The organism is Streptomyces sp. 4N124 (genome assembly GCF_052245395.1).
In the GTDB taxonomy this organism is placed as follows: domain Bacteria; phylum Actinomycetota; class Actinomycetes; order Streptomycetales; family Streptomycetaceae; genus Streptomyces.
Genome location: NZ_JBQQBS010000020.1, coordinates 55,814 through 72,261 on the forward strand (window position 1 = coordinate 55,814; position 16,448 = coordinate 72,261).

Here is a 16,448-nt window from a genome sequence, read left to right on the forward strand (position 1 = left end):
ACGGACCGGGGTCAAGTCAGGAAGAGGGCCGCCCCGTCGCGGCGGCTGCGGCGGGCTCGCCATGTCAGTGCCGTGAGGGCTGCCGCGAGCCAGCAGGCCCCAATGAGTGTTTCCCAGCCCGCCAGCACAGCGGTGTGGGTACCCGCTCTTCCGGCCAGTACTTCGCGGACCGCGAGGAGGCCGTGGGTGAGCGGCAGGACGTCTCCGATCCGGCCGAGCACCGGGCCGACGGCGCTCGCCGGGACCTCAGGGCCGCAGACGATCAGCATCACCGTGAACGTGGCGTTCGACACCACGTTGCGCAGGTCCGCAGCGGTCAGCACCAGGGAGCCCAGGAACAGGCCGAGGCAGTAGGTCGTCATCGCGACGAGGACGAGGAGAGCGGCGAGCAGGGCCACCCTGGCCACGGTCAGCCGCAGGTCCGCTACGGGGGCGAGGATGAGTATCGCGCCCAGGCCGCATGCCACGCCGTCCGGCAGCCAGAACAGGCTCCGTCCCAGCAGGACCAGCGAGGGGCTGCTGGGGGAGGCGACCAGCAGCGGCAGGGTGCCGTTCTGGAGTTCCCATGTGGTCGACGCTGTCGCGAAGATGCCGTGCAGCGCCACCAGCGCCACCGCGTTGCCGATCAGCAGGTAGCGGGCCTGGCCGGGGCCGAGCAGGTCGCCGATGGTGGTGAAGAAGAGCACTTGGGCGAGCATCCGCACGAACCAGCCGAGCAGCCAGGTCTTCCAGGTGAAGACCGTGCCGTAGTCGGCGGCTCCGGCGCGCGCCGCCCAGCTCAGTACCTGGAGACGGCGGCCGAAGCCGCTGGACGTGTCGGGCGTGCCGTCGCCCGTCGGGGTGGCCGTGAGGTCCGTGACGCCGCTCATGACAGTCCCACCGTTCCGGTCTCCCGTACCAGCCGTACGACCCTGCCGAGCAGCAGTCGGCCGCCCAGCCCGCTGAGGAGCCCGAGGCCGAGGACGACGCTGGTCCGCCAGACCGCCGAGGTAACGGGGGCCGGGTTGAGCGCGTCACGCAGGAGGTCGGAACTCCAGGAAAGGTAGAGGAGGCGACCGATGGGGTGTGTCCACTCCGGCAGCCGGTCGAGGGGGGTGAACACCCCGCCGAGCAGCAGCACCGGATAGCTCAGCGAGTTCTGAAAGGTACGGGCGGTGCGCGTAGCCACGAACAGGGCGGCCATCAGGGTGGCGGACCCGGCGGTGGCGACCGCGGTGGCGAGCAGGCTCACCAAAAAGACGAACGGGTGGGGGACCTCGGGGACGATGCCGAAGCCGAGGATCGCGACGGCGGCGACCTCCACTACCGTCAGCAGACTGATCGCCGTGGTCACCCAGACCCTGCTGAGCACCACCCGGGCGAAGTCGGCCGGTGCCGCGATCTGAAGTTCCAGGGTGCCGAGCCAGCGGTCGTTGTCGACGACCTCCCCGGAGATCAGCATCGCCATGCTCCACACACCCATCAGCACCGGTGCGAGCAGTCCGTACGCCAGGAGGTCAGGCCTGTCGTTGTGCCGGATCAGCAGCAGGAACACGGCGGCGAGCAGCGGGGTGCGCACCAGGTCGATGAGGTAGTCGCGGTGGGTCAGCACCAGACGGCCCTGGAAGCGCCCGGTCGCGGCGAGCAGACTCACCGGTTCACCACGCTGCGCTGCTCGTTGCGGTGGACGAGCCGGAGGTAGACCTCTTCGAGGCCGGGCAGCTCCGTGCGTACGTCGGTGACACCCTCGGCGACCACGAAGGCCAGCACGGCGCCGACGGCCTCCTGGCTGTCGACGGAGATGACCGCCGTGCCGTCGTCGTCCGGGTCCACGCCGAGGACACCGGCGAGGGCGCGCACCCGGTCGAGCAGCCCGGCATCGGCACGGACGCGGACGCGTTCCTGCCGCGACATCAGCCGCGACAGGGTCTTCGGCGCCTCCGTCGCGATCACCCGGCCGTGATTGATCATCGTGACGCGGTCGCAGAGCACTTCCGCCTCGCCTAGATCGTGCGTGGCAAGGAGGATGGTGCGGCCCTCCCCGGCGAGCCGCTGGATCAGCTCGCGCAACTGGCGGGCGGCCAGCGGGTCCAGGCCGTTGGTGGGCTCGTCGAGCAGCAGAACGCGCGGGTCTCCGATGATCCCGCGGGCCAGGTGCAGACGCTGGCGCATGCCGACCGAGAAGGTCTCCACGCGGTCGTCGGCCCGCTCGGCCAGGCCGAGTTCGTCGAGCAGTGCGTTGGTCCTGGCCAGGCCCTTCTTCGTGGACAGGCCATACAGCGCTGCCCAGTAGCGCAGGTTCTGACGGGCGGTCAGGCGTGGATAGAGGCCGCGTTCGCCCCCGAAGACGATGCCGAGCAGCGGCCGGATCCGCCGGTGCTCGGTCACCAGGTCGTGGCCGAGCACATACGCGCTTCCGGAGGTCGGCAGCAGCACCGTCGAGAGGATCTTCATCAGGGTGCTCTTGCCGGCCCCGTTCGGGCCGAGCAGTCCGTGCACCTCGCCCTGCTCCACCTGGATCGATACATCGTCCAGGGCGGTGACCGCCGGGCCGCGCTGCACGCGGTACTCGCGCTTCAGCCGGCGGGTGTCGACGGCCAGCTGCGTACCGTCCGGCCGATTGCCGCTGTCGCGCATCACGCTCCCGTTCGCACGGACGAAGAAGGCCTGGTGTCGGATGGTCCGGATGCGGTGGAGGGGACGGATGCCGGACCGCCCGCCTCGTCGAGCCATTCCTGCCGGGCGGCCCCGGACACCAGCAGGAAGGAACCCAGCGGGGTCCGCGCGACCAGATGGCGGCCGACGTCGTCGAGCCGCAGCCGCTCGACCGGCTCGGCGTCCGGCGATCCGCCCATGAGGACATCCGGACGCTCACTGGCGGGCGCGTTTGAAGCCGCGTCGACGCGTGCGTCCAGCGGCACCCCGAACAGCGGCACCCCCCAGGTGAGCAGCCGCCGTGCACCGGGCCGGCGGTGTACGAGGTCAGAGGCGAGGGCGGCGAGGCGTCCCCCGCCGCCCTCGATGCCGGACTGGGCGGCGAAGGCCGCCGCGCGCACTGGGTTGCTCCAGCGCAACGCCATGCGCGCCGACCGCAGCAGCCGTACGCGTACAGTCGCCGCCCGGGTGTGCGGCAGCACCACCGCGGGCCGCCAGCCGAGGCGGCCGATCCCGCGCATCGCCTCCCGCCACTCCGGCCACAGGCCGGCCTTGTCGAGGTCGGCGCGCAGCTGTCGTACGCCCTGCTCGTCCATGGCCCGAAGCAGTAGGACCAGGTCGAGCAGGTCACGGGAGCGGAAGTGGCGTTCCCACCGTTCCGCCACCAGGGCGACCGCGCTCGCGGCCAGCGGGGAACCCGGCGGGCGCGCGAGCTGCTGGGCAGGTCCGTGGACGTCCGTCACGATCTCGGCGGTGAACAGGCCGACGGCGTAGGGGTCCTGGGACGGGTCGGGTGCCGGCTTGCGGAACTCCGCGCCCAGGTGCGGCCAGACGGTGTCGCCGGGGTGGGCGGGCCCCACGGTGAAGGCCTCCAACTCCCAGCCCGTGGCGGCCAGATGGCGGGCACAGGCCCACAGGTCGGCGTGGCGGGGGCAGATGACGTCGAGGTCGCCGGCCGAGCGGAGTACCCCCGGCGGGTAGAGGGCGGCGATCGTCATCCCCTTCAGGAGGAAGGCGCCGGGAGCGTGTACCTGGAGCCGTTCCCAGACCTGGCGGTAACGCTCAACGCGCTCCTGGGCCAGCCGTAGCTCGGCGGCCTGGTCGTCCGTGAGCTCCTCGTCGCCAGCGGCCCACAGGCTCAGCAGGGTACCGGCGAGCTTGTGCCGACCGTCGCGGGCCGTACGCAGCACGGTGTCGCGAGCGGACCGGGGCCCGGCCTCCAGCAGGGCGAGAACCGTGTCAGTCGTGACCGCGATCCCGGTCGTTACTTCAGTCAACGCAGACTCCGCCCCGGTGAGCGAGTTTTTGTTGTGGTCGAAAGGGCGACGCGAATCGAACAGGGGCACACGAAGGCGAGCGACGGAAGACGCGATCAGGATCTCCGGAAAGCCGGACGACCGGATCCTGATCGCATCGACACCGGTCGCTTACTTGCCCGGCTTCGGGCGGACCGTAACCTTCTTGAAGGCGACGCTCATGGGACCCTCCTTGATGTGTTCAGTCCTGGAAGTTAGCCTCAGCGTATGGCCCTGAATGCTGCCTGACAACGGTGCAACTCGCTTTGCATACAGCCCAGTTGGCGTGAATCGCCGGGTAGGCACACAAGCCGCGACCGAGCGGAGAGTCGGAGGATCATGGCCGTCCAGCAGTGGTTGCGGGCCCCCTTCACACACGACCCCGTACGGCGCCGAACCTATCCGGACGACGTCTACTTCCGCGAGATGGCCGCTTTGCTGGACGGGCGGGACGCGGGCGAGACCGAGCGGAGACTTGGCCGTACCACCTTCGTCATGTTCAAGCCCGACGCCGTCGTCGGACGCCGTATCGAGCCCGCCCTCGACCTGCTGGCCGGCCATGGTTTCGAACCGCTCGGCGCGCTGGAGGTCCGGGTCGACGCACGGGTCTGCCGTGAGCTGTGGCGCTACCAGATCAACGCCGCGCCGCTGGCCGTCATCCGGGCCGTGGACATGATCCTGGAGTCGGGGCCGCCCTGTCTCTTCGTCGCGCTGCGCGACACCCACGGTCCGGAGCGGACGGGGATGACGGCGGCCGCACGGCTCGGTGAGTTGAAGGGATCGTCCAAGAACCGGGACACGGGCGGCCGTTCACTGCGCGGCGCACTCGGCTGCGAGCTGATGTGCCTCAATTTTCTGCACGCGCCGGACGATGCAGCCGATCTGATCCGGGAGGTGGGCGTCCTGCTGTCCGGGAGGCGCCGGGACGAGGCATTGGCGATGCTGGCGGGCGAGCCCTCGTCCGGGCGGACCTCCGAGGTGGTCGCTGCCGCACGTCGGCTCTGCGCCGCCCATCCGGCCCACTCCCTGGCCCCGGCACCCGGCTCGACGCCGCCGGCGGTGGCCGACTCCTCCGGGCTCCTCGCCCGGGTGGGCGAGCTGGCCGAGGACCACGGCGGGCTTCCGCTGTGGGACCGCATAGTGATCGCCGCGCATCTGGTCGACGGCCTGCCGTCCGAGGGCACGGCGTTGATCGGACCGCCTCCCGGTACGCGCCTGAACCATCCCCAACCCTCCAAGTCCACGAAGGCCGCGACAGCTGCGGCGGTCACGAAGGTCCCCACGGCCACCACGCTGCCCGCTCGCGTGCCCGCGCCGTCCGTCATCGCCCCGGACCAGTGACCGCCCCTTCACGCCGATCGCGCGCCCGGGACTCCATCCGAAAGGCCCCAACTCTGATGGACGACTCCACGACGGACGACGTCACGCTGCACGGTCCGGCGAGCTGGGAAGGGCCGGTGCACCGGTACGGGCCGGTGGCTCGGGTCGCCGTGCTCTCCGACATCCACGCGAACATCCCTGCCTTCGAAGCCGTGCTCGCCGAGCCGGACGTCGCCGCGGCCGACCTCGTCGTCCTCTGCGGCGACCTGACGTGGGGCCCGCAGCCGCAGGAGACGTACGAGCGGATCCTCGCGCTGGGCGAGCGCGCCCTGTGCGTGCGGGGCAACGCCGACCGGTACGCCGCCGAGATCGGCACCGCCGCGCGCGTCGCCGACACGCCCCGTCAGTCGTGGATCGCGGCCCAGCACTCGCCCGAGGCCATCGACTTCCTCACCCGGGTGCCCTTCGGAGTCGTAGTCGAGATCGATGGTCTCGGGCCGGTGCACTTCTGCCATGGCTCTCCCCGCAGCGACCATGAACTGGTCACGCCGGGCACGCCGTCGGAGCGGTTCGCACGGCTGTCCGCGGCCCTCGACGCGCGCGTCCTGGTCACCGGGCACTCGCACCTCCAGTTCGACCGCGTGGTGGCGGGCCTGCGCAGCGTCAACCCGGGAAGCGTCGGGCTGCCGTACCACTCGGGTGAGCCGGGGACCGCGTACTGGGCGCTGCTGGGCCCCGACGTCCGCCTGAGGGCCGCGCGTTACGACGTCCGGGACGCCGTCGCCCGTGCCCACCGGGCAGCGGACCCGGACGCCGAGCGCTACGCGGGCACCCTGATGAGTCCGCCCGTCCCGGAGAAGATCGTCGAGGAAGCGGAATCCCTGATCTTCGTCAATTGACAGCCACTGCCGCTTCCGCCGCGCCGCGGCCTTTGTTTCCGTTTCGTCAACTGCCTTGAAAGCCGGGGGAGTTGGGGAGACGGTCGTGGACCGCCCAGTGTTGACAGGCCAACTAGCCATATGTTGACCTGTTCACGCAAAAGTTGAAGGTTGTTCGGCACTTTTCTCTCGCGCTATCCAGCAAGCAGGAGGAATCCATGCAGACAGCTCCACACCCCACCCCGAAGACCACCACCACCTCGACGCCCGCGCCGGTGATGCTGCTGCCGCACCTCGTCGAGCGCATGATCACGGACCGTCAGGCCGCGCACATCGCCAAGTTCCGCACCACCTGCACCGACTGCGTGCCGAACTTCTGAGCACGGCGTCACGTGTCGGCGGACGTACGACAGCGTCCGCCGACCTGCGAGTGGTGCCCGAAGTCGTCGAACGGTGTCTGAGCACCGCGCCCCGCGGACTGTGCGTCCTGGCGATCGACGGCCTGTCGTACGGCGTCGCGGAAGCAGCACTCGCCCACGCCCGGACACGCTCCCTGCGCTCCACATTCCCCAGCACCTCGACCACTGCCTGGCTTACCGCCGTCACCGGCGCCGACCCCTCCTGGCACGGCGCCCTCGGCATGGTGTACCGGGCACCGGGCGCCGACTGCGTCACCCACCTCATCACGGGGGAGACGTACGCCTTCGGCCCCTGCCCGCCGCCCAAGAACCCGTTGCTGCACGGTGGTCCGACCCTCTTCGACCGCGCCGTCGCGGCGGGCGGTGCCGCCTTCGTGGTCGGCGCCGAACTCGAGAGGCTGACCGGGGAGTGGGCCGCGGCGCTGCTGCACGGCGCCCAGGTCGTCCCGTCACCGGCCATGGAACTCCACGCCGATCCCGTCACGGTCGTCGAGCGCACGGTGCGCGAAGTCGAGGCCGTCCTCGCGGATCCGCACGACGTACCGCCTCTGGTCTGGGCCTACGTGAACCTCGACGACCACATCCACCTGCACGGTTACGACGACCGCCTGCACGCGTCCCTGCGGCTGCTGGACACGGCGGCGAGCCGCTGGGCCGACGCCGGATGGAGCGTCCTCGCCCACGCCGATCACGGCCAGGTCCCGGTTGCACCGAAGTCCCAACTCCTCGACGCCTGGGGCCGATTGGACTCCCCAGCGCACTGCCGGATGCCCGGCGGCGGCGCGGGCCGCGTCCGGTGGATGTATCCGCTGCCCGGGCACGAACGGGACCTCGCGGCCGCCCTGAGCGACGCACTCGGTGACCACGCGCTCGTCCTGACCCCCGATGACCTGGCCGAACGCGGACTGCTCGCCGCGACCCCCGTCGTCCGCGAGCGCATCGGCGCGGTGGTCGCCGTCGCCACCTCCGCGGCCTTCCCCGTGCCCGATCCCACCGTCGCCTGGGAGCACGGGTCCCTCAGCGACGACGAGATGCTCGTACCCCTCGCAGCCTGGAACGCACCGCTCTCCCAGGACTCGTAGTCCCCAGCACGCCCCAGACGAACAGGAGAGACCGTGAGCATGGTCGTGTTCCGCAACAAGACCGGTGGTTCGGAGACCTTGTATGCAGTACCGGGCCAGAACCTCCTCGATGTCCTGCGCCTGCACGGCATCCCGGCCAACGCGGTGCTCGCGTACCGGAACGGGGCGGTGATCCCCGAATCGTCGGCCGTCTTCGAGGCCGACGAGGTCATCGAGGTCCGTCAGGTACGCCATTACGACCTCGACGTGCTGCGCAAGCCCAAGGAGCACGTCTACGCCGCGCCGGACCCCGTGTACTCCAAGTCCGTGCTGTTCGATCACGGCGGGACCCTGGAACGCCGCACCGAGCAGTTCACCGCTGACACCTTCGTGCAGTACGTCGAGGAGACCTTCGTCCAGAGCATCAAATCCGGCGCTACGATGCGCGCCGGGGACCGCGCCGTCATCGGACTGTCGGGCGGCCGGGACAGCGTCGCCTATCTCAAGCTGCTCGAACGCACCCGGGGCCGCTGGCCCGAGATGGACATGACCGCCGTCACCATCACCGGGCTGCCCGACTGGGACGAGCCGGCGACATTCCAGATCGCGCTGGACGCCTGCGAGGGTCTCGGCCTGGACCACACGATCGTGACCGCCGACGACGTGGCCGAACTGTTCAAGCTGCGCGAGCCGTTCGTCGACGTGATGAACAAGGTCGTCGCCGGCGAGCACCGCAACATGAACATGGTGATCGGCCACCAGGTGCTGCGCCGCATGCTGGAGCGGGAGGCCGGGCGCGCCGGCGCCTCGGTCGTGGCGTTCGGCTTCAACGCCGACGACCTGGTGGCCAGCATGGTCACCTGGTTCACCACCGGATACCGGATGGGCGGCATCCCCGTCCGGCAACTGGGCGATCTGCGGTACGTCTTCCCGCTCTATCGCATCACCAAGAAGGAACTGACTCTCTACCTCGAAATCGTCGCGCCGGACCTCAACCGGCAGGGCGCCCCGGGCCGTTTCACCACCGGCTCCGACGAACGCTCCCTGGCCTACGCGATGGCCGACCACCTGTACGACCTGTGGCCGGGCATCGACTACTACCTGTTCAACGCCTTCGAGAACGTGCAGCGCAGTCTGCTGCCGGTGGTCGACGACGTGTGCCGGGTGTGCGACGGCCGGTATCTCCTGATGGAGGGCGTGCCCAACCCCGCCGGACTGTGCGACGTGTGCGGCTTCCTCCACCGGCAGGAGGCGCTGCGGGCGGACGCCGTATGACCGATGACGCGGCCGACAGCGGTGCGGACCGCCCCTGGTACCAGGACTTCTTCGGCGAGGAGTTCTGGGCGGTGGCGGCCTACGAGTACACCGCCGAGCGCACCGCGGCGGAGGCCGACTACCTGGCCTCGGTCCTCGATGCCTCGGCCCCGGGCCGGCGCGTCCTCGACCTGGGCTGCGGTACGGGGCGGCACGCGGTGGCGTTGGCCGGGCGTGGTTTCCGTGTCACCGGTGTCGACGTCGGTGCGTGGGCTCTGCGGCAGGCCGCGGTGTCGGCGGCCGCGGCCGGGGTGGAGGTGGAGTGGCTGCACCTCGATCTGCTGCGTGAACTCGCGTGGCCGGTCGGCGAGTTCGACGCGATCGTCTGTGTGCAGTCCTTCGGCTGGGGCAGTGATGCCCAGCAACTGCGGCTGCTGCGGGAGGCCCGCCGGGCGCTCGTCCCCGGTGGGCTCCTCGTGCTCGACCATTCCAACGTCCTGACGATCGCGGGCCGCTATGTGCCCGAGGCGACCTTCGAGACCGACGGGCTGCGGGCCGTCTTTCGCCGTAACTACCGCGTGGTGTGCGGCCGCAGTACCGGTTCGATCGAGGTCCGGCGGGGTGAGGCGGAGCCGGTGGTCGTCCATGACGACATACGGCTCTACCAGCCCGCCGAGGTACGGGATCTGCTGATCCGCGCCGGCTTCGAGGTCGAGCGTGCCGACGCCGAATTCACCGTCGGCCGGGAAGCCGCGCTGGCGACGCGATACGTGCAGTTCGTGGCCCGCAACCCGAGGGCCGGGGACAGCACCGCGATCACGGTGTGGGAACGGCCCACCGCCGAAGGGCTCGCGGGATCTGCGGCCCCGGGACCCAGGGACCCGGTCGCTCCGGGGGATGTCGTGGACCTGCGGTGGTCGCCCGACGAGATCGACTTCGTACGGTTCTCGGTCGACCGCGCCTTCCAGGGGATCACCGCCGACGTGGCACGCGGCTATCACGTGACCGACCCCTATGCCGCCGCACAGGCCGCGCCGGTGCTGTCCGAGCACTTCGGCCTCGAGCTGCCCCCGGACACGGTGACGGCCGGGACCGGTGCCACTGGTCTGCTGCACGCGTGCGCGGTACTGGCGCAGCCGGGCCCTGTGCTGTACCTGCGCGGTGGTCACCCCGACCTGCCACGGTGGGCCGCGCGCTTGGGCAGTGAGGCGATCGCGACCAGGGTCGAGAACTTGGCGGCTGACCTTGATCGGCACGCTCCCTCGGTCCTCGTGCTCGACCGCCCGACGATCACCGGTGACCTGTACGGCAGAGGGGCGCTGGACGAGATCGCCCGGGCCGCCCGCGCACACGGCACGACGCTGGTCCTCGACGAGGCGTACGCCGTCTACGCCGGGCCGGACGCCAGTTGCGTACCCGCGGTCGCCGAGCACGACAACCTGATCGTCGTGCGCAGCATGTCCAAGGGCTACTGCTGCGGCGGACTCAGGGTCGGTTTCGCGGTCGCCGCGCCCGTGCTGACCCGGCGGCTGCGGGAAGCCGTGCCACCGCTGGGTGCGAACGGCTTCGGTCTGGCCGTCTCGCTCGGCCTGCTGGCGCAGGGCGACGTCTTCGCCGCGCTGCGGGCCAGAATCGCCGAGGTGAAGCCGGAGATGGCAGCGCTGCTGCGGGAGGCGGGGCTCGCGGTGACGGAGGGGGCCGTCTGTCTGCCATGGGTGACCGCACCGGTGGACGACACGGCCGGGGCCTTGATCGAGAAGCTCGGGTTGCGGGTCAAAGAGGTGGAGGGGCAGGGGATTTGGGGCACGGGGACGAGGGTTGGGGGTCGCGGGCTGTCGGATACAGGGGCTGTGGAGCGGGGGCTGTCAGGCGCGGAGAGTGGTGGCAGGCTTTTCAAGATCGCCGTCCCGCTGTCGGACGCCCGGTTAACGGCCTTCCGTGCGGCCTTCACCCGGGGTGGGTAGCTTGAGCGGCTTCAGTGGTGCGAGCGGCCCGGGCCTTTGGGACGGCCTCAGTGGTCCAAGTGGCCTCAACGGCCTGGTCGGTGGCATCCACCAGAGAATCGACGCCGACGAAGCGATGGGCTGGGTCGCCCGGCTGGCCGAATGGGACCGCTACCAGGGATCGGCGGGGATCGCCGATGCAGCCGACTTCGTCGCGGGCGAGGCCGAACGCGTGGGGCTGGCCGACGTCGAGGTGCTGAGTCTCCCCGCGGACGGCAGGACCGCGTGGTGGACGTACACGGCGCCCTGCTCCTGGACACCGCGCGCCGCGCATTTGTCGCTCAACGGCCTTCCCTCGATGGTCAGTTACCCTGCGCAGCCCTATGCCCTCGCGGCGAACTCGGCGGCCACGGACGGCGAGATGCCGCTCGCGGTGCCGCGGGATTCCCGCTGGCCGCCGGGCGCGCTGGTCCTCGTCGGGTCGGCGGCCGGCCTCGGCCCCGGTCTGTTCACCCGGATGGAGGCCGAGAAGGCGAGCGGGTTCTGTGTGACGGCCCGTCCCGACCGGACCGAGCAGGCGGGACGCGTTGAACTGCCCGGCGGCAGCTCCTTGTTCGGCTTCAGCGTGTTCCCGGCCCAGCTGGACGAGCTGCTGCGTGCACACCGGCGGGGGGAGCGGGCCCGGGTGGTCGTCGACGTCGACACCGGCCCCCGGCGGATGCCTGTCGTGGTCGCCCGTACCCCGTCGTGCCCGGCGGAGGAGGGCGACGCGTGTCTGCTCGGCGCCCACCTGTGCCATCCGGCGCCCGGGGCGAACGACAACGCCTCGGGTGTCGCAGCGGCACTGGCGGCCGGACGTGTGCTGGCGGGACGGTCGCTGCGCCGTCCCGTCCGGTTCGTGTGGGCACCCGAGTTCGTGGGCCTGGCCGCCTACGTCCACCAGGTGGTCGAGGAGGGCATCCGACCACTCCCCTCGATGGCGGTCAACCTTGACATGGTGGGCGAGGACCAGCGCCGCTGCGGCGGCCCGCTGATCGTCGAGTACGGCCCGGAGTATCTCCCGCACTACGCCAATGCCCTGGTCGAAGCCTGCGTACGAGCCCTTCCGCCCGCCGCGCGCTCCTACAGCGGTGCCGTCGGCTGCGACACCTGGGCCTGGCGTACGACACCGTTCGTCGGCGCCTCCGACCACGCGATCCTCGCCGACCGAGCGATCGGCTGCCCCGCCGTGCAGCTGGGGCACTGGCCCGACCGGTTCAACCACTCCAGTGCCGACACGCTCGACAAGGTCGATCCGCAGGAGCTGCGCAGGTCCGCCGCCATCGCGGCGTCCGCTGCCGCCGTCGCAGCGACGGCCGACGGACGGGACGCCGACCGCATCACCCAGCTCCTGACCCGCTGGACGGCCCGGCGGATGACCGCCTGCCTGCCGTCCGCCGACGGGCCGCCCTCTGAAGGGTTGGCCGTCGCCCGGCTCACGCGGCGCTGGCACTACGGCCGGGTCGCCCTGCACACCCTGCGCCCGCTCGGTGCGAGCCCGCGCCTGCTCGACCGGCAGGCGGAATTCCTCGCCGGGCTGCACAGCACACTGTCGTCCGCCTGGGACGACGGCCTTGCGGAGCAGCGGCCGCCGTCACCGCGTGGCCCGGGCCTGCGCAGGGACTGGCCCGGTCCCTTCAACCTCCGGGCGCTGATGGGAGCCATGGCAGAGAAGGACCGCCAGTGGTTCCTGGAAGAGCTGACCGTGGACCGGGGCGGCTGCTATGCCGCCGCGATGGCCCTCGCGCAGAGCATCGACGGCAGCGCCGACGCGGCGGCCGTCATCCGCATCGCTGAGTTGGACTCCGGGATCCGACCGGCGACAGCGGACTTCGGGGAGCGTTTCCTGGCGGCGATGGCCGGGGCGGGGTGGATCGAGGAAGTCGCGGCGGACGACGTACCCGAGCTCGGGGCGGACGACGTGGCGGCGGCCGGGGCGAGACGGATACACGAAGGGGGCACGGCATGAGCATCCAGCAAGTTCAGGTCAGGGTCGCCGAGTCCATCGACGGCCTCGACACCGCTCAGTGGCAGCGGGTGGCCGCCTCGGCCGGCGCCCCCGTCCACTACTCCCCGGCGTATCTGCGGGCCTACCAGGACAGCCCGCTCAGCCCGTACGCCGCCGTCCGCTATCTCACGGCCGTCGACGCCGGGCGAATCGTCGCCGTGCTGCCGTGCTACCTCGACAAACAGGGCGACCCGTACGGCTTCCTGCGAGCCGTCGGCATCCCGGAGGCGGACGGCACGGCGCTCCTCGGGCACAACTGGTACTGCTACGACACCTGTGTCCCCGTGCTGGCGACAAACGCGGAGCACCGCGACCGGGTGCTCGCGGCGATGCTGGACGCCCTGGTGGAGCTGGGCGCCCGCGACGACGCGCGGGCCACGGGTCTCGTCAACGTCGCGGAGGGTGACCCGTTGCTTGGCGCGGCTCGTCGCAAGGGGTGGCGCGTGGCCCCGATCGTCACCCGCTTCCAGCTCCCGCTCCAGGGCGTGACGACCTACGACGACTATCTGGCGACGCTGGGCCCGAAGACGCGCCGCACGATCCGCCAGTATCTGCGCCGCGCGGCGGACGTCGGTGTCACGACGTCCCTCGAAGCCCCCCGGCCGGACTTCCTGCGCGTCGTGTGCGACCTCACCCGCCGCACGGCCGCCAAGTACGGCAGCGCGGACATGTATCCCGAGAGTGCCTTCATCGACTTCGTCATGGCCCTCGGCGACCGCGCCCGTGTCGTGCGCGTCGACGTGCGCGAGCGGACGCTGGCGGCCGCGGTGGTCCTGCTGGACGACCTGCGCCTGCACATGTGGGTGGGCGGAACCAGCGACGCCACCGTCCACAGCTTCAGCCCCAACTACCTTCTGTGGGCCACCGAGATACGCGCCGCCATCGAGGCAGGCAAGCAGTGGGTTGAGGGTGGCCGGAGCAACCGGCCGATGAAGGAACGTCACGGCATGAGGCCACTGCCGCTGTACGCCTGCGTCGCCCCCGGCTAGCGAGCCCTTGGAACACGGTGGGCCGGGCCCCGGACCCCGCGCACAGCCTGCTTCAGGGGCTCCGAAGTGGCCAGCTCGTCAATAGAGCGTCGACGACGCGAACAGCTCTTCCTCAGTCAAAGGACAGCATTCGCCCAGGGCAGACGAGAAAGAGCCCTAGAGGACTGGAACCTGCTCCGGGACCACGTCAACGTACATCATCCCTGGAAACGCCAGGTCAGTGAGGGGATTCGAGCTCTCGGGTCGACCTGCGGACAGTTCGACCATGACGGCAGCAGGTACCTGATGCTGCTCGGCCTCCTCGTGAGGCCCCGCCCCAAGGAGGCACTACCTGTCGAACGCCGCTCTCCGATCCGCTCGTTTCACCGCTCCCATCCGCTTGGCGCCCTTGAACGCGTGGACCGCACAAGGAGTGAGAGGGCTTCGGCGCCGTCTCATCGGCGCTGTGTCCCTGCTTCTGCGGAGCCAGGCTGTTCGGCGAGGACGTGTGCAACGCGGCTACCGCCGGGACCGAGTGGTCCTCGCTCACATCGCGACACGCCCTGGAGTCGACCCCGACACATCGCCCGAGCCGTCGGTGTGCTCGAGCGCATCGTCGCACGCAGCCTCGACCGGCTCACTGCCGATGGGCTCCTGGCGCTCGTGACAGACGGCGCGGCCCCGGGCTCCGGTCGCACCAGCTGGTCCGTTGGGAACTGTCCGAGAACGCCCCTGTGCGGGATCGCAACCGAGGGCGTCCCGCAAAGACGGCTTCCATGTACTGAGGCACATGTACGCCTCGGTCATCCTCGAAGCGGGAGAATCGGTCGTCACCCTTGCGCGGTGGCTCGGGCATTCCAGCCCGACCATCACCTTGGACTTCTACGCCCACTTCATGCCCGAGGCCGGCGGAAGGGGCGCGGTGCCATCGACACCGTCCTCGGCGTTTCGTTGCCCAGCCGGTTGCTCACTCTCCGTGTAGGCCGACGCTCCCGGTGGGCAATGGGGCGGACGGGATGATCAAGGCGTCGTGCTCGCGATGGGGAAGGTCGGCCGATGCGGGGCGCGTTTCATTCTCCCCAGATTCTCCCCAGCGGTCTGAACGGTGCCTGTGGCAGCCATGCTCGCGCCGCTGAGCCCGGTAGGCCAGCGCTCGCGAAGGGATATCCGAACACCCAGTGCAACTCCGGCATGTGCGCGACTCCCCAGGGCCGCCCGTACTCCCCGGATCCTCCCCAGGGCAGTCGACGGGAAAGGCCCAGTGTGCCCTGGTGCTCGCGCTTGTGAAGCAGGTGCGGCATGTGGGGTACCTGGTCGCCTACTCCGGACCAAGCACTGGTTCCCGGTCCTGGTGGTCCGGTACCGGCTCGTCGGCCAGCAGCCGTGCGAGCCCTGCCGGACTGAACACGTCCCGCGTACCGAGGGCGATACCGCCATGCAGTCCGGAACCGCCCTTGAGCTGGGTCGCGGTGATGGTCAGTTTGCGGGTGGCCAGGGGCAGGGCGCGCTGGTACACGGCGGCGCGTACCGCGGACACCAGGTCGTCGCGGAGCTGGCTGAGCGGGCCCGCCAGCACCACGGTACGTGGGTTGAACATGTGGACCAGCATGGCCACCACCTCGCCGATCTCGGTGGCCGCCTGGCGTACGGCGTGGAGTGCGGTCGGATCGCCTGCGGCGATGCGCCGGGCGAGTTCGTGGGTGCCGTACAGCGGATCGTCCTCGGTCGACTCGGGAATGCCGAGGCCGCGCAGAACCGCACGGTGTGAGGCCAGCGCGCCGACGCAGCCGACGTTGCCGCAGGCGCACAGGACGTTGCCGCCGCCGACGGCCCTGATGTGCCCGATGTCGCCGGCCGCTCCGTCAGCGCCGCGGTACACGTCGCGGCTCGCGGTGATGAGGCCCGAGCCGATGCCGGTCGCGATCTTGATGCACAGAAGCGGGGTCTCCATCCGGGCCTGGACGGCCTCGCCCAGGGCCATCAGGTTGACGTCGTTGTCCACCACGACAGGAGCGTGGAAGCGTTCCTGAAGGTGTTCGGCCACCGGGTAGCCGTCCCAGCCGGGCATGCCGGTCGGCTGGACCGCGCACCCCTGCTGGAAGTCCACCGGTCCGGGCAGACCGACGACGATCTCACGCACACGGCCGGGGTCACAGCGGTTCATCTCCAGCAGGCTCTGAAGCCGTTCGGTCACCGCGTCCAGTACCGTCCGGGGGCCGGCGTCGATCCGGACGCCCACGGTCTCCCGCGCGATGACCCGCCGGGTCAGGTCGGCGATGACGACCTGTGACTCCGCCGTGTCGACGTCAACGGCGGCGACGGTCCCGGCCTGCGCGCTGATCGTCAGCACGCGTGGCGGTCGGCCCCGGACGGACCGTCTGGACTCGACCTCCTCCAGGATGCCTGTCTCAACGAGATGGTCGACCTGCTGTCCCACGGTCGAGCGGGCCAGGCCGCTGCGCCGGGCGATCTCCGCCCGGTTGGTCGCCGCTCCGGACACCACGAGTCCCAGCACCCGGCGCAGGGCCAGGGGCACCGACGCGGGCCCCACCGCCTCTTCGGTGTAGCCGTCATCTTTATGCATTCTGGTGAACATAATGGCATCCCCTCATAGCCGTCAACGACGGGT

13 protein-coding genes are annotated in these 16,448 nt (G+C 70.6%); 8 read left to right on the top strand and 5 right to left on the bottom strand.

Going from position 1 to position 16,448, the window contains the following annotated elements:
- Positions 1 to 11 precede the first annotated feature (11 nt).
- Genes ACTWQO_RS21440 through ACTWQO_RS21455 form a run of 4 tightly spaced genes read right to left on the bottom strand, consistent with a single transcriptional unit; the run spans position 12 to position 3,911 of the window.
- On the bottom strand, positions 12 to 869 hold the full coding sequence (locus tag ACTWQO_RS21440; protein ID WP_443238937.1) for an ABC transporter permease: 858 nt from the start codon (positions 867 to 869) through the stop codon (positions 12 to 14).
- Entirely contained in the window at positions 866 to 1,633 is a 768-nt protein-coding gene (locus tag ACTWQO_RS21445; RefSeq protein ID WP_443238938.1) for an ABC transporter permease, read from the bottom strand. Before ACTWQO_RS21445 ends, ACTWQO_RS21440 begins: the two co-directional genes overlap by 4 nt.
- The gene (locus tag ACTWQO_RS21450; protein WP_443238939.1) at positions 1,630 to 2,616 is read right to left on the bottom strand and encodes an ABC transporter ATP-binding protein; all 987 of its coding nucleotides are present in this window, start codon (positions 2,614 to 2,616) and stop codon (positions 1,630 to 1,632) included. Before ACTWQO_RS21450 ends, ACTWQO_RS21445 begins: the two co-directional genes overlap by 4 nt.
- Positions 2,616 to 3,911: a nucleotidyltransferase family protein gene (locus ACTWQO_RS21455; protein ID WP_443238940.1), complete on the bottom strand. Its 1,296-nt coding sequence runs from the start codon at positions 3,909 to 3,911 to the stop codon at positions 2,616 to 2,618. The genes ACTWQO_RS21450 and ACTWQO_RS21455 overlap by 1 nt, the downstream gene beginning before the upstream one ends.
- 357 nt (positions 3,912 to 4,268) lie before the next feature.
- Between ACTWQO_RS21455 and ACTWQO_RS21460 the strand changes: the two genes are divergently transcribed.
- From ACTWQO_RS21460 to ACTWQO_RS21495, 8 genes are all read left to right on the top strand, one after another.
- The gene (locus ACTWQO_RS21460) at positions 4,269 to 5,270 is read left to right on the top strand and encodes a hypothetical protein (RefSeq protein ID WP_443238941.1); all 1,002 of its coding nucleotides are present in this window, start codon (positions 4,269 to 4,271) and stop codon (positions 5,268 to 5,270) included.
- A gap of 56 nt (positions 5,271 to 5,326) precedes the next feature.
- Positions 5,327 to 6,148, top strand: coding sequence for a metallophosphoesterase family protein (locus ACTWQO_RS21465; protein WP_443238942.1), 822 nt, complete (start codon positions 5,327 to 5,329; stop codon positions 6,146 to 6,148).
- A 197-nt stretch (positions 6,149 to 6,345) separates the two neighbouring features.
- Entirely contained in the window at positions 6,346 to 6,507 is a 162-nt protein-coding gene (locus tag ACTWQO_RS21470; RefSeq protein ID WP_443238943.1) for a hypothetical protein, read from the top strand.
- A gap of 53 nt (positions 6,508 to 6,560) precedes the next feature.
- Positions 6,561 to 7,628, top strand: a complete 1,068-nt coding sequence (locus tag ACTWQO_RS21475; protein WP_443238944.1) for an alkaline phosphatase family protein — start codon at positions 6,561 to 6,563, stop codon at positions 7,626 to 7,628.
- Between the two features lie 33 nt (positions 7,629 to 7,661).
- On the top strand, positions 7,662 to 8,882 hold the full coding sequence (locus ACTWQO_RS21480; RefSeq protein WP_443238945.1) for a hypothetical protein: 1,221 nt from the start codon (positions 7,662 to 7,664) through the stop codon (positions 8,880 to 8,882).
- Positions 8,879 to 10,825, top strand: coding sequence for an aminotransferase class I/II-fold pyridoxal phosphate-dependent enzyme (locus ACTWQO_RS21485; protein WP_443238946.1), 1,947 nt, complete (start codon positions 8,879 to 8,881; stop codon positions 10,823 to 10,825). The genes ACTWQO_RS21480 and ACTWQO_RS21485 overlap by 4 nt, the downstream gene beginning before the upstream one ends.
- A 1-nt stretch (position 10,826) precedes the next feature.
- Positions 10,827 to 12,812, top strand: coding sequence for a DUF4910 domain-containing protein (locus ACTWQO_RS21490; protein ID WP_443238947.1), 1,986 nt, complete (start codon positions 10,827 to 10,829; stop codon positions 12,810 to 12,812).
- A complete protein-coding gene (locus ACTWQO_RS21495) occupies positions 12,809 to 13,840 on the top strand; it encodes a GNAT family N-acetyltransferase (protein WP_443238948.1) in 1,032 nt (343 codons plus the stop codon). The genes ACTWQO_RS21490 and ACTWQO_RS21495 overlap by 4 nt, the downstream gene beginning before the upstream one ends.
- A gap of 1,297 nt (positions 13,841 to 15,137) precedes the next feature.
- Here the strand turns inward: ACTWQO_RS21495 and ACTWQO_RS21500 are convergent.
- Positions 15,138 to 16,403, bottom strand: coding sequence for an ROK family protein (locus tag ACTWQO_RS21500; RefSeq protein ID WP_443238949.1), 1,266 nt, complete (start codon positions 16,401 to 16,403; stop codon positions 15,138 to 15,140).
- Between the last annotated feature and the right edge of the window lie 45 nt (positions 16,404 to 16,448).